The organism is Streptomyces sioyaensis (assembly GCF_004122735.1).
GTDB lineage: Bacteria > Actinomycetota > Actinomycetes > Streptomycetales > Streptomycetaceae > Streptomyces > Streptomyces sioyaensis.
In genome coordinates, this window is record NZ_SDIF01000019.1 from 31215 (window position 1) to 50389 (window position 19175).

A 19175-nucleotide genomic window follows, 5' to 3' on the forward strand; every position below is an offset into this window, starting at 1 on the left:
TCGCCGTGTGCGACCGGCGACATAAGAAAACCTAGAACCTCAAGCAATGTTGAGGTCAACTTGATTCCCTTGCGCTCACCCGCAAGGACCGCTGCCGGCCACCCGCGCTCGCGGAAACCGGCCCCATCGTCCGTGAGCGGGCCGACGGCGTCGGCAGGTGACGCGCCCCGTCAGAGTCGGGAGGTGACGGGCTCCGTCAGAGCGGGCGTTCCCAGACCGTGAGGGCCTCGGGGGCGGCCGGGACGCTGACCGTCAGCCGCACCGCCGGGCGGCCGTCGGGGAGCGTGGCGAGGGCGTCCACGACGACCTCGATGCGGGCCGGGCGGGCCGCGGCGGGCACCGACGGGGCCGCCTCGGCCAGAGCCTTGGCCAGCGCCGCCAGCAGCTCCCGGCCGCCCTCGTCGTCGAGGCGCGCCTCGACCGGGCCCACGAACTGCACCGACGGCCGGCTGCCGAGTACGGGGGTGGCGGCGTCGGCCTCCCGCAGCACGCGGCTACGGAGCCCGGGCACCGCGGCCGGCCCCTGCTGCAGCGCGATGATCGCCGACCTGATCTCCTGGATCGTCGCGTCCAGCTCGTCGACCGCCCGGCCGACCCCCTCCGCCACCTCCGGCAGCTGCGCCTTGCGCCGGGCGGTCTCCAGCAGCATCCCGGTGGCGAACAGCCGCTGGATGACCAGATCGTGCAGATCGCGGGCGATGCGGTCGCGGTCCTCGAAGACGGCGAGCTGTTCGCGGTCGCGGTGCCGGTCGGCGAGGACGAGAGCCACCGCGGCCTGAGCGGCGAACTGCGTCCCCAGGGTCCGCTCGGTGTGGCTGAAGCGGCGCTCGCCGGGCCTGCGGCACAGTGCGAGGGCGCCCAGCACCCGCCCACTGCTGCGCAGCGGCAGCAGCATCATCGGGCCGTAGTGGCGCGAGAGTGGGGAGATCGAGCGGGGATCGCCGCCGAAGTCGTCGGAGAACACCGCGAGCCCGGCGCGTATCTGGTGGACGGAGGGGCTCTGCGGCGGGATCCTGGCGTGCTCGGACTCGGCCCGTACCGCCTCGGACAGCACGGTGGAGATCGCCACGATCTCCATACCGCCCTCGGGGTGCGGCATCAGCACCGCGCCGGTGGCCGCGTCGGCCAGGTCCCGGCCCTGCTCCGCGACGACGGTCAGGGCGTTGGGGGTCGTCGAGCGGGTGTCGGGCTCGGCCAGCAGGGCCGTGGTCACGGAGGCCGTCCCGTCGATCCAGCGTCTTCGCTGCCGGGCGGCCGCGTGCGTCCGGGCATTGCTGAAGGCGATGCCCGCTTGGGTGGCCAGCACCCGCACCAGGTGCAGATCCCCGTCGCCGAACCCCCCGCCGCCGTCCTTCCCCGTCACACGCAGCGTGCCGAACAGCTTCCCCTGCACCCGTATGGGTACCTCCAGAAAGGCTCCGGCGGGCTGCTCGGTGGCGGGGGAGGGGCCGTGAGTGATCGGCTCGCCGGGGCCGTCGCCGTCCTCGTCGGGAAGGCTGACCGCGGCATGGCGCGCTCCGGTCAGCGCGACGGCGTTCTCGGCGATACGGTCCAGCGCACGGCGCAGATCATGATCGGAACCGACCGTCACCATCGCTTCCAGGAGCTGCGGAAGGCGCGAGATCGGCCCGCCCGCCAGCGCGCGCAAGCTGCGCGCGGTGCGGTCGGGGAAATCTCCCGCGGGGTCCGACGGCTTCAGGGCACACCTCTCACTTTCCGGCCGTTCGGACAGTCTAATTCGGTCGAAAGTGTGTTACCCGCGAAAAATGGATGGTTTCTCCGGTTCGGCCGGGACAGGGCCTGACCTGCGTGTGCTCCATGCCGTCCAGGTCTCCGGCCGATCGACGGCGTGGTCGATCGAGCAGTCCGTCTCGGTCTGTGGTGTACGGGGGCGGCGGGAGGCGCGGCCCTTGGGTGCTTATCCCGGCCACACCCATCAGGGGCGACTTTGAGACAACCTGGAGCTGAGTCGTGCGCCGGGACTTGAGGCCCCCGGGCTGCGGGTAAGCCGTAGTCAACTACGGACACAGCTGCAGAAACACAGGCGCACAACCGACACACCACCAACGACCCGGCAACGGGCCGACCCGCCCGGATTGCGCCGGGCGCCCCCCACACGTTCCGAACATCTCCGCCGCAGACGCGTGGCCATATCCCGCGCCTCGGCATGAAAGTGGGCCGGGCCGATGGATGAAGGTCAGTACTACCCGAGACTCGTGGGACCCAGCCGTGCGGCGGGCGGCACCACCCTTCTCGAAATCCGCGGTGAGCTGGACATCCTCGCCGTGTCGGTGCTGTCCGACCGGCTGGACGACATCACCGGTGCTCAGGGCGTCGATCTCGTGCTGGACGTGCGCGCGGTGACGTTCATCGACTGCGCCGGACTGTCCCTGCTCAGCCGCGCCCGCCAGCGCGCCCGGCAGCGGGGCGGCAGGCTACGGCTGACCGGGGCCACCGGCGACGGGAGCGTCGCGCGGCTGCTGCGCATGACCGGGCTGACCGGCAGCTTCGAACTCGTCCCCGACGACGACGGCGCTATGGACGCCGTCGCCGAGGCCACCGGGCCGGCCGGGGTCACGGACGGCGCCGGCAGCGCCGTCGCCTGACGCGCCCGGACACCCGCCGGCCCGCCCCCGGCCTCAGGCCGGAAGGGCCGCCTCGATGGCGCCGACCAGCTCCTCGGCCTCCGGCTCGGTGCGCGGACGGAAGCGGCCCGCGACCTCACCCCCGGCATCGATCAGGAACTTCTCGAAGTTCCACTGGATGTCACCGGCCGCGCCCTCGGCATCCTCGGTGGCGGTCAGCGCCGCATACAGCGGGTGCCGGTCCGCGCCGTTGACGTCGGTCTTCTCGAACAGCGGGAAACTCACGCCGTACGTCGCCGAGCAGAACGTGGCGATCTCTTCCGCGGTGCCCGGCTCCTGGCCCGCGAACTGGTTGCTGGGGAAGCCCAGCACGCTGAAACCACGGTCCCCGTAGCGCTGCTGCAGCCGCTCCAGGCCCGCATACTGCGGGGTCAGCCCGCACTTGGACGCCACGTTCACCACCAGCAGGGCTTTGCCCCGGTAGTCGGCGAGGGAAGCGGGTTCACCGGTCAGGGTGCGCAGCGGGATGTCGTACAGGGTCACGGTCATGCTCCTCGTTACGGGTCCGCGGACTGGGACGTCCTTCCTGTGTCCCAACAGCGGCGCCCGCCCTGATCTTCCCCGGATCGTCGACCGGCCAGGAAACGACCGGCCGGAGCTCCCCCGAGCGCCACTCCTTGAGCAGCTGGTCGAAGATCGGCGTTTCCCCCTCGGCCGGGCGCCGTGTGTGAGGGGCCGGGGGTGGCAGCGGCGGCGGCCGGCGGGGGAGGGAGATGCGCTGGAAGGGGTGCGAGGCGGGCTTCTCGGCGTCCATGTCCGGACTCAACCGGAATTCGGCCCCCGAGTTGCGGGACGCGGCCGGGACGGCTCTCAGATGCCCCTGCGGTGGTGACGGGCAGAAGATACGTTCGCGCCCGGGCGGACGGTCCGTCGGCCGCTTCTTGCTCAGCAGCCTCGTGTGCCACGGGTCCGGCCCCTGTGTTCCGCGCCGGTGGGGGCGCCTCGTGTCGGCCCCGGGCGCCGGAGCGGAGGGCCCGGCCGGCCGGGTACCGCTCCGCGCCCCGCCCGGCCGCATGCCACGAAGGCTCGCTGATGGACATCAACTCCCGCTTGTAGTACGGAAGTTGCGCGGCGGAAGCGGTGGGTGCCGCGCCCGCCGGGGAAGTCCGCCGGGTCCAGCCTCGGCCCGGGCGCCGGACCCGGTCCCGCCGTGCACCGGCAGCCGCCCGTCGCCCGCGCGTGAACGGGCCCGCCGGCCCCCGTGGTTGTCGGCCCGGGGTGACGCGGCCCGGCGGACCCGGTGTTCGGTACCGGCCTGCCCGAACGGTCCCCCGTGCGGACGTCGTTCCCTGTCACCCGCGCGGGCGGGAGGTGTCCGGGCGTCCCGGCCGGCGGCTGACGGGCGCCCGGACGCCCCGGGAAGGACGAGGCGACGCGCCTACCAGGGGCCCGGCCACGACGGGTGCCGGGCACCGGGCCCGGCGGTGGGGTTCCGCGCGAGCTCCAGCGGCACGGACGGGTACGGCAGATGGAGCACGGATGCTCGGCCCCGGCTCTGTTCGATCAACGTTCACCTGCATGGCTCACAGATCTCGCGCCGCCCGTGGGTCCCGGCCACGATCGAATCCGGGACGCCCCCCAGGACACCGGGCAGGCCGCCCCACCATCCGGCTCAGTCACCGGATCGCACCGGAACTGACGACGCACCACTGGGGCCACCGGGCCCCGAAGGAGATGCGTAGACGATGACAACGCTGTCGGAACGAATATCCCAGTCAGCCTTCGACGGCTCGCGGCTTCGGGTCGTGCTGCTTCTGGATCTCCACGAGGGAGCCCAGCAGCGCTTCATGGAAGCCTATGAGCACCTGCGCAATCAGGTCGCGTCCGTCCCCGGGCACATCAACGACCAACTGTGCCAGTCCATCGAGAACCCCTCGCAGTGGCTCATCACCAGTGAGTGGGAGAGCGCCCCGCCCTTCCTCGCCTGGGTCAACAGCGAGGAACACGTCAAGATGGTCCAGCCGCTGCACAGCTGTGTGCGCGACACCCGGTCGCTGCGCTTCAGCGTCCTGCGCGAGACCTCGAACATCGCGAGCCTCGCCCCCGAGCCCCCCAAGGGCCGGCTGCAGGCCAACCCCCGCGTCGGCGACGGCGTCGTCCGGCACGCACTGACCTTCACCGTGAAGCCGGGCAGCGAATCGATGGTCGCGGAGATCCTCGCCGGCTACACCTCCCCGGAGGCCCGGGTCGACGACACCACGCGGCTGCGCCGCACCTCCCTGTTCATGCACGGCAACCGCGTCGTGCGCACCGTGGAGGTACAGGGCGACCTGGTCGCGGCGCTGCGTCACATCTCCCAGCAGCCCGAGATCCGGGCCGTCGAGGAGGCGGTCAACCCGTATCTGGAGCAGGACCGCGACCTCAGCGACCCGAACTCCGCCCGGGTGTTCTTCACCCGCGCCGCACTGCCCGCGGTGCACCACGTCGCGGCGAGCGGGCAGCAGCCCGACGGCATCCGCCGGCACGCGCTGTACTACCCCGCCAAAGAAGGGTGCGGGATGGCCCTGGCCAGGATGCTGGCCCACCAGGACGAGCTGGCCGCGGACGACCCGCAGTGCCCCATCACCGGCAGCACCGTCTTCCAGCGCGACGACGTGGTGGTCCGGCTCATCGATCTGCGGATCCCCCTCGACAGCGATCCCATGCTGGCGCTGGGTGTCCGCGGTCCCCGCAAGACGGCGGTGCTGCGGCGCCTCCTCGACACCGATGAGGCCGGCGGTCTGTCGAACGACCGCGAGGTGGCGCACTTCCTGGAGCGCTCCGACATGGCCCTCATCACCGACCGCCGGGCGCCGGACGCCTGAGCGCACCCGCCCGCAGCAGGTCCCGTCCCCCTCAACCGCCGGCCCCACGCCCCTGGAGGAATCAGCCATGACCACGCACCGCCCACGCATCGTGGACCTCAGCGAGACCCAGCCCAACCGCCGGCGCGGAGGTGACCTGCGCGCCATGCTGACACCTACCGCGGTGGGCGCCACGAGCGGCTTCATGGGCATGGCACTCGTCCAGCCCGGCGAGCGCATCGGCGAGCACTACCACCCGTACTCCGAGGAGTTCGTGTACGTCGTCCAGGGCGCGCTCGAAGTGGACCTCGACGGGGAGGCGCACCCGCTGCGCCCGGACCAAGGGCTGCTGATTCCCCCTTATATGCGGCACCGCTTCCGCAATGTGGGGGACGTGGAGGCCCGGATGGTCTTCCACCTCGGTCCGCTGGCCCCGCGCCCCGAGCTCGGCCACGTCGACACCGAGGGCACGGAGGAGAGCACCCCCGCCGCACCGCCCGAACGCACGGAGCCGGTGTCATGACCCGCCGCGTGGCGGTCACCGGCGTCGGTATCGTCGCGCCCGGCGGTGTGGGGGTGCCCGCCTTCTGGGACCTGCTGTCCGCCGGACGTACGGCTACCCGTGGCATCACCCTCTTCGACCCGGCGGGGTTCCGCTCACGTATCGCCGCCGAGTGCGACTTCGATCCCGCGGCCCACGGTCTGAGCAGCGAGCAGGTGGCCCGCTCGGACCGGTACGTCCAGTTCGCCATGGTCGCCGCGCGCGAGGCGCTGCGCGACGCCGGGCTGGACGCCGGGGCGGAGGATCCCTGGCGCATCGGGGTGTCCCTGGGCACCGCCGTCGGCGGCACCACGCGGCTGGAACACGACTACGTCGCCGTCAGCGGCCACGGGCAGCGGTGGGATGTCGACCACCGTCCGGCCGGCCGGTATCTGGAGCGGGCGTTCTCCCCGAGTTCGCTGGCCTCCGCGGTGGCCGAGCAGGTCGGTGCGCACGGGCCGGTGCAGACCGTCTCCACGGGCTGCACCTCCGGCCTCGACGCCATCGGCTACGCCTTCCACTCCATCGAGGAGGGCAAGGCCGATGTGTGCATCGCCGGTGCCTCGGACTCACCGATCTCCCCGATCACGGTCGCCTGCTTCGACGCCATCAAGGCGACCTCCCCCAACAACGACGACCCCGCCCATGCCTCACGGCCGTTCGACGCCCATCGCGACGGGTTCGTGATGGGTGAGGGCGGCGCCGTCCTCGTGTTGGAAGAGCTGGAACACGCCCGTGCCCGCGGCGCGCGTATCCACTGCGAGATCCGTGGCTATGCCACCTTCGGCAACGCCTACCACATGACCGGCCTCACCCAGGAAGGCCTGGAGATGGCCGAGGCGATCAACCGGGCCCTGGCCCACGCCAGGCTCGACGCGACTCAGGTGGACTACGTCAACGCCCACGGCTCGGGCACCCAGCAGAACGACCGGCACGAAACGGCCGCGGTCAAGCGGTCCCTGGGCGAACACGCCCGCAGAATCCCGATGAGTTCCATCAAATCCATGGTCGGCCACTCACTGGGGGCCATCGGCGCGATCGAGATCGTGGCCTGTGTGCTGGCACTCACGCACCAGGTGGTGCCGCCGACGGCCAACTACGAGACTCCGGACCCGGAGTGCGACCTCGACTACGTGCCCAAGACGGCACGGGAGCTGCCGCTGCGTTCGGTGCTCTCGGTCGGCAGCGGGTTCGGTGGTTTCCAGTCAGCGGTGGTACTGACCCGACAGGGTGGGAGGGCATGATGAGCTCCCCGAAGGAACGTCGCTCCGTCGTCACCGGCATCGGCGTCATCGCCCCCAACGGGGTGAGCACCGAGACCTTCTGGAAGGCGACCGTCGAGGGCATCAGCGTCCTCGACCACGTCACCCGCGACGGGTGTGAACATCTGCCGCTCAAGGTCGCGGGCGAGGTCCGCGGCTTCGATCCGGGGGATCTGATCGAGGAGCGCTACCTCGTCCAGACCGACCGGTTCACGCACTTCGCCATGGCGGCGGCCAACCTCGCGCTGGACGACGCCCGGATGGGCCGCGCCGACTACAACGACTCGCCGTTCGCGGTGGGGGTCGTCACGGCCGCCGGATCGGGCGGTGGTGAGTTCGGCCAGCGGGAGCTGCAACGGCTCTGGGGCCAGGGCTCCCGTTACGTCGGCCCGTACCAGTCCATCGCCTGGTTCTACGCGGCGAGCACCGGCCAGATCTCCATCCGCGGCGGCTTCAAGGGGCCGTGCGGAGTGGTGGCCAGCGACGAGGCCGGCGGCCTGGACGCGCTGGCGCACGCCGCCCGCACCATACGGCGCGGCACCGATGCCGTCGTCGTGGGCGCCGCGGAGGCACCGCTGGCCCCCTACTCGGTCGTCTGCCAGCTCGGCTACGACGATCTGAGCCGGCTCGACGATCCGGCCCGCGCCTACCGCCCGTTCACCAGCGGTGCGTGCGGATTCGTGCCCGCCGAGGGCGGCGCGATGCTGATCGTCGAGGAGGAGGCGGCCGCCGTCGACCGCGGGGCGACCGTCCGGGCGGTGCTGGCCGGGCATGCCGCGACCTTCACCGGGGCCTCCCTGTGGGAGGAGTCCCGGGAGGGGCTGGCGCATGCGATCCGCGGCGCACTCCAGGACGCACGGTGCGCCCCAGAGGAGATAGATGTGGTGTTCGCCGACGCGCTCGGTGTCCCTGCGGCCGACCGGGCCGAGGCACTGGCGCTCGCGGACGCCCTGGGCCGGCACGCCGCGCAGGTCCCGGTGACGGCACCCAAGACCGGTACCGGCCGGGCGTACTGCGGTGCCCCCGTTCTGGACGCCGCGGCCGCGGTGCTCGCCATGGAGCACGGCGTCGTGCCGCCCACCCCCAACGTCGTCGACGTCTGCCATGACCTCGACGTGGTGACCGGCCGGGCCCGCCCCGGCGAGTTGCGGACGGCGTTGGTGCTGAGCCGGGGACTGATGGGCTCGAACGCGGCAATGGTGCTGCGGCAGGGCTCCGGGTCCCCCTCGTGAGAAGGAGAACCCCGCATGAACGCTCAACTGACGCTCAATGAGCTGGCCGCGCTGATGAAGTCCGCCGCCGGCCTCACCGTCGATCCGAAGGAGCTGGCGAACCGGCCCGACGCGACCTTCGCCGAGTTCGGCCTCGACTCGCTCGGCCTCCTCGGCATCGTGGGCGAGCTGGAGAACCGGCAGGGCCGGCCGATGCCGACCGACGCCGAGCGCTGCAAGACGCCGCGCGACTTCCTCGACCTCGTCAACACCGCACCCGAATCCGTTCCTACGACAGGAGCCTGACATGTCCGGCCACACCGAGAACGACATCACCATCGCGGCGCCCCTCGACCTCGTCTGGGACATCACCAACGACATCGAGAACTGGCCGCAGCTGTTCAGCGAGTACGCCTCCGTCGAGGTGCTGTCCAGAGAGGGCGACAAGACCACCTTCCGGCTGACGATGCACCCGGACGACAACGGCACCGTCTGGAGCTGGGTCTCCGAGCGGACCGTCGACCGCCAGGGCCGCACGGTGCGCGCCCGCCGCGTGGAGACCGGTCCCTTCGCGCACATGGACATCCACTGGAAGTACGCCGAGATCCCGGGCGGCACCTCGATGCACTGGACCCAGGACTTCGCGATGAAGCCCGACGCGCCGATCGACGACAAGGGCATGACCGAGCTCATCAACCGCAATTCCCGGATCCAGATGGAGCTCATCCGGGACAAGATCGAACAGCGGGACCGCGAGCGTCGCTCCGCCACCGTCAGCTGACGGCCCGCCAGGCCGCGTCCGGACCGCCACCCGGCGGCAATGAAGGGACCCCCCTGATGCATCACGCTCTGATCGTCGCCCGCATGGCACCCGGCTCCGCCCCGGACATCGCCGAGGTCTTCCGGGCCTCCGACCGTACGGAGCTGCCCCACCTGGTCGGGGTCAAGCGGCGGACGCTCTTCCAGTTCGGTGACGTGTATCTGCACCTCATCGAATCCGACCGGCCGCCCGGCCCGGAGATCGCCAAGGTGGCGGAGCACCCCGAGTTCCGCAACGTCAGCGAGCGGCTCTCCGCGTTCGTCAGCGCCTACGACCCGGAGACCTGGCGCAGCCCCAAGGACGCGCAGGCCCAGCAGTTCTACAGCTGGCAGTGCGAGGGCAGCGGCTGACGCGTACGCGGAGCCGGGGCCAGCCCCCGGCTTCCGCGCCGGCCCGGGCAGGGGCGAGGTCGCCCGGCGAGGAGCAGTCTCCTCGCCGGGCGACCTGCCGTGTATGCCCGGGTTCATTCGGGGACGGTGCACTCGAAGGCGTGCAGATACGGGTTGACGACCCGGAGCTCGCCGACCTTCAGTCCGGCGTCCGTCATCCGGCTCACCAGGCTGGACCTGGTGTGCTTGGCCCCGCCGACGTTGAGGAGCAGCAGCAGGTCCATCGCCGTGGTGAACTTCATCGAGGGGCTGTCGTCGACGAGGTTCTCGATGATCACGACGCGGGCGCCGGGGCGGGCGGCCCCGACGACGTTGTGCAGCGTGCGGCGGGTGCTCTCGTCGTCCCACTCCAGGATGTTCTTGATGATGTAGACATCGGCCTGGACGGGGATCTCCTTCCGGCAGTCACCGGGCACGATCCGTACCCGCGAGGCGAGCGGGCCGCCGTCCCGCAGTCGCGGGTCCGGGTTCGCCACGACCGTGGGCAGATCGAGCAGGGTGCCCTGCATCGCGGGGTACTTCTCCAGCAGGCTGGCCAGGACGTGCCCCTGACCACCGCCGATGTCCGCCACCGACGATGCCCCGGTCAGATCGAGGAGCTGGGCGATGTCCTGCGCCGACTGCTTGCTGGAGGTCGTCATCGCCCGGTCGAAGACCTCGGCGGACTCCGGTGCGTCCTGGTGCAGATACTCGAAGAACCCCTTGCCGTAGAGGCCGTCGAAGACGTTGCGGCCGGAGCGCACCGCCTCGTCGAGCCGCGGCCAGGCGTCCCAGGTCCACGGCTCGGTGCACCACAGGGAGATGTAGCGCAGGCTGTGGGGGTTGTCCTCGCGCAGCAGCCGGGACATGTCCGTGTGGACGTACTTCCCGTCGTCGGTCTCCGCGAAGATTCCGTAGCAGGACAGGGTGCGCAGCAGCCGCTCCAGCGGCCGCGCCTCGGCCCGTACCGCGGTGGCCAGCTCCTCGGCGGTGGTGGGCCGGTCGCCGAGCGCGTCGGCGACGCCGAGGCGCGCCGCCGCCCGTACGGCCGCCGCGCACGCGGCGCCGAAGATCAGCTCACGCAGCTGCATGGCCGGCTGGGGGGTGGGACTTACGGTGGTCATTCCGCCTCTATTCTCCCGTTGACGACGGGTGCATCCTGTGCTCCCGGTGCGGCCGTGGGCACAGTCCGGCCGGCTGCGAGGTCCGGCACACATTCCGGATGAACCGGTTGTGCCGGCCGGCGCGGTCCCGGTTGGCCAGGTCCACGGGCTTGTTGCGCAGCACGATGTTGTCGCTGATGACATTGCGCTCGTTGAGCGACTTCACGAAGCTGGGGAAGAGCACGACGCCGCCGGAGAACGGGGAGGCGCCGCGGTTCTCGCGAATCAGGTTGTGCCGCACCAGCGCCTGCTCGGTGCCGGTGAGCAGGACGCCGACCCCCTGAATGAACGGCAGGCGGCCATTGGCGGGGCAGTGCTTGTTGTTCTTGACGATGGTGTTGTCCCGTACGGTCAGCGCGCCCGCCCGGGGACGGGACTCGTCGCCGACGATGAAGATGCCGCCGCAGTTCCCGGCGATGCTGTTGTGGGCGACCGTCAGATTCCGGACGCGCTGGAGGGTGATGCCGATCCGGTTGTGGGACAGCCGGTTCCCGGTGATCGTGGCGCCCCGGTTGTCGGTGGCACCGCCCTCTTCGCCCACGACGTTCGCGAGATAGATGCCGGAGTCGCCGTTGCCGGTGACGGTGTTGTCCCGGATCGCGGCGCGGGTGGACCTCTCCTGCGCGATGCCCCACACGCCGTTGTGCCGTGCGGTCACCCGGTGCACGGTCAGCCGGTCGGTGCGGGAGGCCCAGATGCCGGTCTTCCGGAAGCCCTGGACGGTCAGCCCGTGGAGCGTGACGCCGTGCAGCCTCCTGCCCCGCTCACCGATGATGCAGATGCCGTTGCCCTCGCGCCCGCAGGCGTTCTGGGCCCGCTTGCCGGACGGGCCGATCACCGTACGGCGGCCCGCGCCGATCAGGCGCAGCCGCGGCTTGGTGATCAGCACGCTTCCCCGGTAGTGACCGGGCCGGATGAAAAGGGTGTCGCCCGGCCGCGCCCTGTTCACCGCCCGCTGGATCGATTCGCCGGGGTGGACGACGTGGTATCCGGCCGGTTCGCTCGGTGCGGCCGCGCCCAGTCCGCCGACCAGCATCGCGGCGACGCAGCTCAGGTATTTCATCTGTCGTAGCGCCATGAGGCGAAGCTATGGGCGATCATGCCCGCTCGCCACATGTGGTGAGCCGTTGATGACGGTGGGTACGGACCCCGGTGTGCGACACGCCGTCAGGTCCGGTGCCCAGACAGGCACCGGACCGCCCATCAGGGCCGGTCAGCGGGGTCCCGCGGGCTCTCGTCGCCGGTGTGGAACGCCTCGCCGCACGGCGCGGAACCGGCGGACCGGGAATCAGCTGACCGGGTATCGGACCGGGCATCGGACGGAGCGTCGGGGGTGTCGGGGCGGGCGTCGGGGCCGGTGTCCGACGGGGCATCAGCCGGCCCGTCCGGCCACACCTCGGTCAGGAATGCCGCGAGGCTGGTCGGCAGAAACCACGGTCGGGCGCGGAAAACGGTCACGGAGGAACAACGCGCCAGGCCCGGCCGACGACACCGGCCCGGGGGCAGCGGGCCCGCTTGATCACCCCAACGGCCGCGGGGGAGGCGGCCGCCCCGGCCCGGGGACGGCCCGGCCGGCCGAGGACGCCGGGCCGCGGCCGCCCGGCCCCCGCAGCGCCGCTGCCTCGCACGGCCGAGGCAGGGTCAGCCCGCCCGCTCCGCCGCGCTGCGCTCCACGCAGAACTCATTGCCCTCGATGTCGGCCAGGATCGCCCACCCGGTCCCGTCGGCCCGGCGGTGGTCGGCCACCAGGGTCGCGCCGAGCGCCAGCAGCCGCTCGACCTCCTCGTCCCGGCTCCGGTCCTGCGGCTGCAGATCCAGATGCACCCGGTTCTTGACGGTCTTGGCCTCGGGCACCGTGAGGAACAGCAGCGCACCGCCGGCGGTCGTGACCGTGGCCTCCGGATCGCCCGGCCGGTCGTCCTCGGCCAGCGTTCCGCCCAGCACCTGTGCCCAGAAGCCGGCCAGACGGTAGGCGTCGGTGCAGTCGATCGTGGTGTGCCGTATCCATGAAGTCATGGACGCCACTCTGTGGTTGAAGGGCGGAGCTGTCCATCGGAAATCATCCGGCACACCACGCCGCCGGCGCGGTTCCGGCGTCCGCCTTCCGCAATTACCATGAGGGAAAGAGCCGTTGAGCCGGACCGTGGCCGGCGGCGACCGGCCGGGTCCGCACCCGGGCGCCGGGAACGTCCCGGGCAGGGCACACCCCTGCAAGTCGCCCGTCCCCGTCGTCTACAGTTGCAGAATTCCGCAATTCAACAGATGACGCGACGGCCGGTCGGCCTGAACGCGGAGGACATGCGTGGGCGGTTTCGCCGAATCGGTAAGGGAACGAGTGCGCGTGACGCGGTCCGCGCCTCGCCCCGGGGACGGGGCGCAGCGGTGAACGGTGCCTGGGTTCCGCCGGGTCGGACCGAGGCCGGCGCACTGTCCGCGGCCGAAGCCGTGGGGGCGGCCTCGTGATCCGCCCGCTCCGTTCCCCGCTCGGTGACCGGACCGGAACCCTCCGCTCGTCCTGCGACGGAAAAGAGTGAGCGCTGATGTCCGGCGCAGCAAGGCGTAAGGGGCCACCGCCGTGGCGGGCGGTCCGCTCCCGTACCTGCATACCCACGCCCTCCGGGCACGGCACCGTACGCCCCTGCCGGGGGCGGCCGCCCGGAGGGGGACCGCTGCGCACGGCACCCGGCCGCGGCCGTGCCTGCCCGGAGAGCACCACACCTCGCACCACCTCGCCGCGCTGCGGCATCCCGCACTCCCGTACGGCCGCGGTCCGGCCCGGAACCCAGCTGGCGCGGCTGCCCGGCGCGGTGCTGCTCACCCACCGGGCCCCCCGGCACAGCATGTGGCGACGGGTGTTGCTCCATATCGTCGTCACCCAGCTCCTGCTGCTCTTCCTGGCGATGGTCATCTATCTGGGGCGGCACGCCGGGACGTGACGGACCACGCGGGCACGTGCCGCGCACGGACCGTCGGCACCCTCGCCGCGCCCGCCCGCTCCCGGACCCGCCACAGCCACGCGACATCACGCCCGAACGACCACACCAGAAGCGCCAGCGCCACCGCGACCGCCGCGGCCGCCGATGCCCTCGGCAGGATCCCGGCACCGGCCACCACCAGCACGACGCCCTGCAGCGCCGCCACGGTCTTACGGGCCATGCTGTGCGGCAGTGCCCCGCGCAGCCACGGCAGTGCCCAGGAGGCCGCGACGAAGGCGTACCGCATGAGGCCGATGGCCAGGACCCAGGAGCCCAGCGGCAGCGCGAGGTGGATGCAGAGCACCAGGATCAGGAAGGCGTCGACCTCCATGTCGAAGCGCGCCCCGAGCGGGGTCGCCGTCCCGGTGTACCGCGCCACCTTCCCGTCCACGCCGTCGAGGACCAGCGCCACGGCGGCGAACGCGATCAGCACCGCGACGGGTACGTGCCGGCCGAAGGAGTCCGCGACCATCGCCGTCACCCCGCCGACCAGGATGGTGCGGGCCAGCGTGACGCGGTTGGCCGGTCCGAACGTCAGGGTCCACGACCGGCGCACCGCGACGGTGAGGACGGCCCAGGTGGCCACCGCGAAGACCAGGCCCGTCAGCCAGCCCACCATGCTCAGGCCGACCGCGCGGCACAGCACCTCCAGCAGCAACAGCTGCACGCCCATTCCTGCCGTAATGTCCGGTCCGAACGGCCTTGTGTCGTAGCGCTCTTGTACGGCCACCATGCCTCCCGTGACGTGTGGCGGAGTCGAAGGGTGTTGCGTATCGTGACGGCGTCCCCATGATCCCCAGCATTGTTGAACCATCCGCGTAGCGTCCAGGAGGATCCCTATGCCGCGCGTCGCTTGTGCCTTTTGGCTAAGCGTTTCAGGGCAGGGCGAAATCCGGACGGTGCCGGTCCCGGAGCCCCGTGACGACGAAGTCCTGGTGCGTACGCTCTGCTCCGGTGTGAGCCGTGGCACAGAGACCCTCGTCTTCCGCGGCGGTGTCCCCGAGAGCCAGCACGCCGTGATGCGGGCGCCGTTCCAGGAAGGCGACTTCCCCGCACCGGTCAAGTACGGCTATCTCAACGTCGGAGTCGTCGAGCAGGGGCCGTCCGCCCTGCTGGGCCGCACGGTCTTCTGCCTCTATCCGCACCAGACCCACTACGTCGTCCCGGCGAGTGCGGTCACCCCGGTACCGGACTCCGTCCCCGCCTCGCGCGCCGTGCTGGCGGGTACGGTCGAGACCGCGGTGAACGCCCTGTGGGACGCCGCGCCGCTGGTCGGCGACCGGATCGCGGTGGTCGGTGCGGGCATGGTCGGCTGCAGTGTGGCCGCGGTCCTCGCCCGCTTCCCCGGCGTCCGGCTACAGCTGGTCGACGCCGACCCCGCACGGGCCGCCACCGCCGAGGCGCTGGGGGTGGACTTCGCGCTGCCGCAGGACGCGAGGGGCGACTGTGACCTGGTCGTCCACGCCAGCGCCACCGAGCAGGGGCTGGCCCGCTCCCTCGAACTCCTCGCCCAGGAAGGCACCGTCATCGAGCTGAGCTGGTACGGCGACCGGCAGGTCAGCCTGCCGCTGGGGGAGGCCTTCCACTCCCGCCGGCTGGTCGTGCGCAGCAGTCAGGTGGGTGCCGTCTCCCCGGCCCGGCGCGCCCGTCGTACCTTCGCCGACCGGCTGGCGCTCGCCCTCGACCTGCTCGCCGACCCCGCCTTCGATGCGCTGGTCACCGGCGAATCCGCCTTCGAGGACCTGCCGCGGGTGATGCCCCGGCTCGCCTCCGGCGACCTCCCCGCACTGTGCCACCGCATCCGGTACACCGCGGCGGACGGCTAGGGGTGTCCCCTAGGCGGGGTCCGCAGCGGCCCCCGTGGACCGCCTGAATTCGCCCTCTCGCGACACCGTCACTGAGACCGACATCACACCGGAGGAACGGCCTTGTTCAGCATCACCGTCCGCGATCACCTCATGATCGCCCACAGCTTCCGTGGCGAGGTCTTCGGCCCCGCACAGCGTCTGCACGGCGCGACCTTCCTCGTGGACGCCACCTTCCGCCGGCCGGAGCTCGACGACGACAACATCGTCGTCGACATCGGCCTGGCCACCCGGGAACTCGGTGCCGTGGTCGGGGAACTGAACTACCGCAACCTCGACGAGGAGCCCGCCTTCACCGGCATCAACACCTCGACGGAGGCCCTGGCCAAGGTGATCGCCGACCGGCTCGCGGACCGCATCCAGGCGGGCAACCTCGGCGAGGGCGCCCGCGAGCTGACCGGGATATCGGTCACCCTGCATGAATCCCACATCGCCTGGGCGACCTACGAGCGCACTCTGTGACCCGTACCGGCGCCACGGCGACGGCGGAGCGCGTGGTGCATGTGGTCCTGCCCGGCGACGTCGACGATCCGGCGGCGCCCAGCGGTGGCAACACCTACGACCGCCGGGTGTGCCGCGATCTCCCGGCGGCGGGCTGGCGGGTGCGCCCGTATGCCGCGCACGGAAGCTGGCCGCGGCCGGACGCCGCCGCCCGCGTGGGGCTGGCGCAGCATCTGGCGCGGCTGCCGGACGACGCCGTGGTCCTGCTCGACGGACTGGTCGCCTGCGGTGTCCCGGAAGTGCTCCGCCCCGAGGCGGACCGGCTGCGGCTCGCCGTCCTCGTCCATCTGCCGCTGGGCGACGAGACCGGGCTCGATGCCGCCGTGGCCGCGGAACTGGACGCCCGCGAACGCCGTACGCTGCACGCCGCGGAGGCCGTGGTGGCCACCAGCGACTGGGCCGCCCGCCGGCTCGTCGCGCACCACGGACTGGCGGCCGCGCGCGTCCATGTCGCCAGGCCGGGGGCCGACCCGGCACCCCCCGCGCCCGGCACCGACGGCGCCTCCGGACTGCTGTGTGTCGCGTCGGTCACCCCGCGCAAGGGCCAGCACCTCCTGGTGGAGGCGCTGGCGGAGGTCGCCGATCTGCCCTGGAGCTGCACCTTCGTCGGCGGGCTCGGCCGCGACACCGGATACGCCGACCAACTGCGGGACAAGGTGGCGGAGTTGGGCCTCGACGACCGGATCACCTTCACCGGGCCGCAGGCCGGCGCTGCACTGGACGCGCGGTATGCCGCCGCCGATCTGTTGCTGCTCGCCTCGTACGCCGAGACCTACGGCATGGTCGTCACCGAGGCGCTGGGGCGCGGGATTCCGGTCCTGGCCACGGACGTGGACGGGGTACCGGAGGCGGTCGGCCGGGCTCCGGACGGCAGGGTTCCGGGCCTTCTGGTACCGCCCGGACGGCCGGCGGCGCTCGCCGGCGCGCTCCGTGACTGGCTCGGCGATCCGCAACTGCGCGGCCGGCTGAGGGAAGCGGCACGCGGCCGGCGTGCCATGCTGGAGGGGTGGGAGATGACGTCGCACAGTCTGGCCGGGACGCTCGAACGGCTTCGGCACGAGCCCCGGAGCGCCCGATGAACGCCACCGACCGGCCCCGATTCGCCCCTGACTGGCTGGAGTTGCGCGAGCGCGCCGATGCCGCAGCGCGCGCTCCGGAACTGCTGCGTCCGCTGCGCGAACGGCTCTTTGCGCAGCCGGCTCCGGCCGGCCTGGACGGCAGCCGGGGGCTGGTGATCCGTGACCTCGGCTGTGGCACCGGCTCGATGGGGCGCTGGCTCGCCGTCCGGCTGCCCGGGCCGCAGCACTGGGTCCTGCACGACCATGACCCCTTGCTGCTCGCGCACGCCGGGGCGCGGATGCCGGTAACCGCCGCCGACGGCACGCCCGTTGAGGCGACGACCACGCGCGGCGATCTGGCCGACCTCAGCGCCGCCGACCTCGCCGGCACCTCGCTGGTGACCGCCTCCGCGCTGCTCGACCTGCTCACCCGCGAGGAGGTGGAGGACCTCGCCGAGGCCTGTGTCGGCGCGGGCTGCCCGGCGCTGCTGGCCCTCTCCGTCGCCGGGCGGGTCGAACTGACCCCGTCCGATCCCCTCGATGCCGAGATCGCCGAGGCCTTCAACGACCATCAGCGCCGTACGGACCAGGGCCGCGCGCTGCTCGGTCCGGATGCGATCGCGGCGGCGGTCGCGGCGTTCGAGCGGCGCGGTGCGACGGTCCTGGTGCGGTCCAGCCCCTGGCGGCTCGGCTGCGTCGAGTCGGCGCTGATCGCCGAATGGCTGCGCGGCTGGGTCGGCGCCGCGCACGCCCAGCGCCCGGAGCTGGCGCCCGATGCCGTCGCCTATCTGCGCCGCCGGCTGGAGGAGTGTGCGGCGGGGGAGTTGAACGTCGAGGTGTACCACACCGATCTGCTGGCGCTGCCCCGGCCCGTCTCCGGGAGCGCGTGATGGACCGGTCCCGCTGGGCGGCGTGGCTCAGGATGCTCGCGGGGCTGGGCATCCTGGTGGCGCTGGTGTGGCATCTGGGATCCGACGCCTTCGTGTCGGGCCTGCGCCGGATCGACGCCGCCACGCTGCTGGCCGGGCTCGCCATCGGCCTGCTGACCACGGTGTGCAGCGCCTGGCGCTGGTCGCTGGTGGCCCGCGGTCTCGGACTGCGGCTGCCGCTGGGCCGGGCCGTCGCGGACTACTACCGGGCGCTGTTCCTCAACGCGGCTCTGCCCGGCGGCGTGCTGGGCGATGTGCACCGCGCGGTACGCCACGGTCGCACCTCCGGTGACCTGGGCCGCGGCGTCCGTGCGGTGGTCCTGGAACGCACCGCGGGCCAACTCGTCCTGCTCGTCGCGGGGGCGGCGGTGCTGCTCGTGCGGCCCTCCCCGGTCCTGGCGCCGGTCGTCCGCTTCCTCACCTCGCCCGCCGTCGCGCTGTCCGTGGCCGCGGTGGCCGTGCTGCTGACGGCGGCCGCCCTGAGGGTGCGGACCCGGCGGGGCGCCTCGCGGGCCGAACGCGCCGTCCGCGGCATGCTGGCCGAGGTACGGCAGGGCCTGCTCGGCCGTGGGGTGTGGCCCGGTGTCGCGCTCTCGTCCGTGGCGGTCCTGACGGGGTATCTCGGGATGTTCGTGCTGGCCGCCCGGGTGGCCGGAGCCACCGCGCCGATCGCCGAACTGGTGCCGCTGGTGGTGCTGGCGCTGCTGGCGATGGCGCTGCCGCTGAACGTCGGCGGCTGGGGCCCACGCGAAGGCGTCGCCGCGTGGGCCTTCGGTGCCGCCGGACTAGGCGCGGCGCAGGGGCTCACCACCGCCGTGATCTACGGCGTGCTGGCTTTCGTGGCGAGCCTGCCCGGCGCCGCGGTCCTGCTCGTCCGCCGCTCCGTCACCCGGGGTGGCGAGCGGCCGCAGGTCGAGCTCGAAGAGCGTGTCCTCGCCGAGCAGGGCGCGCCGCAGCGGCGGGCGTAGCGCCTCCCGCATCACCGGCGTTCCGGGAAACCGCAGCCCGGGGACGCCGTCGCCGAGCAGCACCGGCGCGACCGTGACGTACAGCC

At 72.3% G+C, this 19175-nt stretch carries 20 protein-coding genes; 14 read left to right on the forward strand and 6 right to left on the reverse strand.

The window, feature by feature from the left end; genetic code table 11:
- Positions 1 to 196: 196 nt before the first annotated feature.
- The gene (locus EST54_RS09480; RefSeq protein WP_129247011.1) at positions 197 to 1648 is read right to left on the reverse strand and encodes a GAF domain-containing protein; all 1452 of its coding nucleotides are present in this window, start codon (positions 1646 to 1648) and stop codon (positions 197 to 199) included.
- Positions 1649 to 2216: 568 nt separating this feature from the next.
- On the opposite strand from EST54_RS09480, the gene EST54_RS09485 reads away from it, so the two are divergent.
- Positions 2217 to 2606, forward strand: a complete 390-nt coding sequence (locus EST54_RS09485) for an STAS domain-containing protein (RefSeq protein ID WP_129247013.1) — start codon at positions 2217 to 2219, stop codon at positions 2604 to 2606.
- A gap of 33 nt (positions 2607 to 2639) precedes the next feature.
- Here EST54_RS09485 and EST54_RS09490 read toward each other — a convergent pair whose 3' ends face one another.
- Positions 2640 to 3128, reverse strand: a complete 489-nt coding sequence (locus EST54_RS09490; RefSeq protein WP_129247092.1) for a glutathione peroxidase — start codon at positions 3126 to 3128, stop codon at positions 2640 to 2642.
- A 1202-nt stretch (positions 3129 to 4330) separates the two neighbouring features.
- Between EST54_RS09490 and EST54_RS09495 the strand changes: the two genes are divergently transcribed.
- From EST54_RS09495 to EST54_RS09525, 7 genes are all read left to right on the forward strand, one after another.
- A complete protein-coding gene (locus EST54_RS09495) occupies positions 4331 to 5449 on the forward strand; it encodes a SchA/CurD-like domain-containing protein (protein WP_129247015.1) in 1119 nt (372 codons plus the stop codon).
- Between the two features lie 67 nt (positions 5450 to 5516).
- Positions 5517 to 5951, forward strand: a complete 435-nt coding sequence (locus EST54_RS09500) for a cupin domain-containing protein (RefSeq protein ID WP_006606505.1) — start codon at positions 5517 to 5519, stop codon at positions 5949 to 5951.
- Positions 5948 to 7213 (forward strand): beta-ketoacyl-[acyl-carrier-protein] synthase family protein, encoded by a 1266-nt coding sequence (locus EST54_RS09505; RefSeq protein ID WP_129247017.1) that lies wholly within the window; start codon positions 5948 to 5950, stop codon positions 7211 to 7213. The genes EST54_RS09500 and EST54_RS09505 overlap by 4 nt, the downstream gene beginning before the upstream one ends.
- Positions 7213 to 8463 (forward strand): beta-ketoacyl synthase N-terminal-like domain-containing protein, encoded by a 1251-nt coding sequence (locus EST54_RS09510; protein WP_006606507.1) that lies wholly within the window; start codon positions 7213 to 7215, stop codon positions 8461 to 8463. The genes EST54_RS09505 and EST54_RS09510 overlap by 1 nt, the downstream gene beginning before the upstream one ends.
- A 15-nt stretch (positions 8464 to 8478) precedes the next feature.
- Complete coding sequence (locus EST54_RS09515) at positions 8479 to 8748, forward strand: acyl carrier protein (RefSeq protein WP_006606508.1); 270 nt, start codon at positions 8479 to 8481, stop codon at positions 8746 to 8748.
- 1 nt (position 8749) lies between these two features.
- The gene (locus EST54_RS09520) at positions 8750 to 9223 is read left to right on the forward strand and encodes an SRPBCC family protein (protein ID WP_129247019.1); all 474 of its coding nucleotides are present in this window, start codon (positions 8750 to 8752) and stop codon (positions 9221 to 9223) included.
- Positions 9224 to 9279: 56 nt separating this feature from the next.
- Positions 9280 to 9612: a TcmI family type II polyketide cyclase gene (locus EST54_RS09525; RefSeq protein ID WP_093481888.1), complete on the forward strand. Its 333-nt coding sequence runs from the start codon at positions 9280 to 9282 to the stop codon at positions 9610 to 9612.
- A 113-nt stretch (positions 9613 to 9725) separates the two neighbouring features.
- On the opposite strand, the gene EST54_RS09530 is transcribed toward EST54_RS09525, so the two are convergent.
- The 3 genes from EST54_RS09530 to EST54_RS09540 form a co-directional block, all read right to left on the reverse strand.
- On the reverse strand, positions 9726 to 10754 hold the full coding sequence (locus EST54_RS09530) for a methyltransferase (RefSeq protein WP_129247020.1): 1029 nt from the start codon (positions 10752 to 10754) through the stop codon (positions 9726 to 9728).
- A gap of 7 nt (positions 10755 to 10761) precedes the next feature.
- Positions 10762 to 11871 (reverse strand): right-handed parallel beta-helix repeat-containing protein, encoded by a 1110-nt coding sequence (locus EST54_RS09535; protein ID WP_129247022.1) that lies wholly within the window; start codon positions 11869 to 11871, stop codon positions 10762 to 10764.
- A 563-nt stretch (positions 11872 to 12434) separates the two neighbouring features.
- Positions 12435 to 12809 (reverse strand): VOC family protein, encoded by a 375-nt coding sequence (locus EST54_RS09540; RefSeq protein WP_129247024.1) that lies wholly within the window; start codon positions 12807 to 12809, stop codon positions 12435 to 12437.
- Positions 12810 to 13333: 524 nt separating this feature from the next.
- Between EST54_RS09540 and EST54_RS09545 the strand changes: the two genes are divergently transcribed.
- Positions 13334 to 13729 (forward strand): hypothetical protein, encoded by a 396-nt coding sequence (locus tag EST54_RS09545; protein ID WP_129247026.1) that lies wholly within the window; start codon positions 13334 to 13336, stop codon positions 13727 to 13729.
- Here EST54_RS09545 and EST54_RS09550 read toward each other — a convergent pair.
- A complete protein-coding gene (locus tag EST54_RS09550; RefSeq protein ID WP_129247094.1) occupies positions 13698 to 14441 on the reverse strand; it encodes a CDP-alcohol phosphatidyltransferase family protein in 744 nt (247 codons plus the stop codon). The two genes, EST54_RS09545 and EST54_RS09550, sit on opposite strands and share 32 nt — an antisense overlap.
- Before the next feature lie 166 nt (positions 14442 to 14607).
- Here EST54_RS09550 and EST54_RS09555 point away from each other — a divergent pair, with 166 nt between their 5' ends.
- The 5 genes from EST54_RS09555 to EST54_RS09575 all read left to right on the forward strand — a co-directional run bounded on the left by EST54_RS09555 (position 14608) and on the right by EST54_RS09575 (position 19089).
- Positions 14608 to 15594, forward strand: a complete 987-nt coding sequence (locus tag EST54_RS09555; RefSeq protein WP_129247028.1) for a zinc-dependent alcohol dehydrogenase — start codon at positions 14608 to 14610, stop codon at positions 15592 to 15594.
- Positions 15595 to 15696: 102 nt separating this feature from the next.
- Complete coding sequence (locus EST54_RS09560; protein ID WP_129247030.1) at positions 15697 to 16095, forward strand: 6-pyruvoyl trahydropterin synthase family protein; 399 nt, start codon at positions 15697 to 15699, stop codon at positions 16093 to 16095.
- Positions 16092 to 17213 carry a glycosyltransferase family 4 protein gene (locus EST54_RS09565; RefSeq protein ID WP_129247032.1) on the forward strand — a complete coding sequence of 374 codons (1122 nt, stop codon included), beginning with the start codon at positions 16092 to 16094 and terminating at the stop codon, positions 17211 to 17213. The genes EST54_RS09560 and EST54_RS09565 overlap by 4 nt, the downstream gene beginning before the upstream one ends.
- Positions 17210 to 18082, forward strand: a complete 873-nt coding sequence (locus tag EST54_RS09570; RefSeq protein ID WP_129247034.1) for a class I SAM-dependent methyltransferase — start codon at positions 17210 to 17212, stop codon at positions 18080 to 18082. Before EST54_RS09565 ends, EST54_RS09570 begins: the two co-directional genes overlap by 4 nt.
- On the forward strand, positions 18082 to 19089 hold the full coding sequence (locus EST54_RS09575; protein WP_167511512.1) for a lysylphosphatidylglycerol synthase transmembrane domain-containing protein: 1008 nt from the start codon (positions 18082 to 18084) through the stop codon (positions 19087 to 19089). The genes EST54_RS09570 and EST54_RS09575 overlap by 1 nt, the downstream gene beginning before the upstream one ends.
- The last annotated feature ends 86 nt before the right edge of the window (positions 19090 to 19175 follow it).

What these genes read in the sequence shown, in the direction of transcription:
- EST54_RS09555 (WP_129247028.1), top strand. Translation starts at nt 14,608, where the DNA reads ATGCCGCGCGTCGCTTGTGCCTTTTGGCTAAGCGTTTCAGGGCAGGGC.
- EST54_RS09505 (WP_129247017.1), top strand. Translation starts at nt 5,948, where the DNA reads ATGACCCGCCGCGTGGCGGTCACCGGCGTCGGTATCGTCGCGCCCGGC.
- EST54_RS09545 (WP_129247026.1), top strand. Translation starts at nt 13,334, where the DNA reads ATGTCCGGCGCAGCAAGGCGTAAGGGGCCACCGCCGTGGCGGGCGGTC.
- EST54_RS09510 (WP_006606507.1), top strand. Translation starts at nt 7,213, where the DNA reads ATGAGCTCCCCGAAGGAACGTCGCTCCGTCGTCACCGGCATCGGCGTC.
- EST54_RS09575 (WP_167511512.1), top strand. Translation starts at nt 18,082, where the DNA reads ATGGACCGGTCCCGCTGGGCGGCGTGGCTCAGGATGCTCGCGGGGCTG.
- EST54_RS09570 (WP_129247034.1), top strand. Translation starts at nt 17,210, where the DNA reads ATGAACGCCACCGACCGGCCCCGATTCGCCCCTGACTGGCTGGAGTTG.
- EST54_RS09495 (WP_129247015.1), top strand. Translation starts at nt 4,331, where the DNA reads ATGACAACGCTGTCGGAACGAATATCCCAGTCAGCCTTCGACGGCTCG.
- EST54_RS09530 (WP_129247020.1), bottom strand. Translation starts at nt 10,754, where the DNA reads ATGACCACCGTAAGTCCCACCCCCCAGCCGGCCATGCAGCTGCGTGAG.
- EST54_RS09540 (WP_129247024.1), bottom strand. Translation starts at nt 12,809, where the DNA reads ATGACTTCATGGATACGGCACACCACGATCGACTGCACCGACGCCTAC.
- EST54_RS09500 (WP_006606505.1), top strand. Translation starts at nt 5,517, where the DNA reads ATGACCACGCACCGCCCACGCATCGTGGACCTCAGCGAGACCCAGCCC.
- EST54_RS09520 (WP_129247019.1), top strand. Translation starts at nt 8,750, where the DNA reads ATGTCCGGCCACACCGAGAACGACATCACCATCGCGGCGCCCCTCGAC.
- EST54_RS09525 (WP_093481888.1), top strand. Translation starts at nt 9,280, where the DNA reads ATGCATCACGCTCTGATCGTCGCCCGCATGGCACCCGGCTCCGCCCCG.
- EST54_RS09535 (WP_129247022.1), bottom strand. Translation starts at nt 11,871, where the DNA reads ATGGCGCTACGACAGATGAAATACCTGAGCTGCGTCGCCGCGATGCTG.
- EST54_RS09550 (WP_129247094.1), bottom strand. Translation starts at nt 14,441, where the DNA reads ATGGGCGTGCAGCTGTTGCTGCTGGAGGTGCTGTGCCGCGCGGTCGGC.
- EST54_RS09515 (WP_006606508.1), top strand. Translation starts at nt 8,479, where the DNA reads ATGAACGCTCAACTGACGCTCAATGAGCTGGCCGCGCTGATGAAGTCC.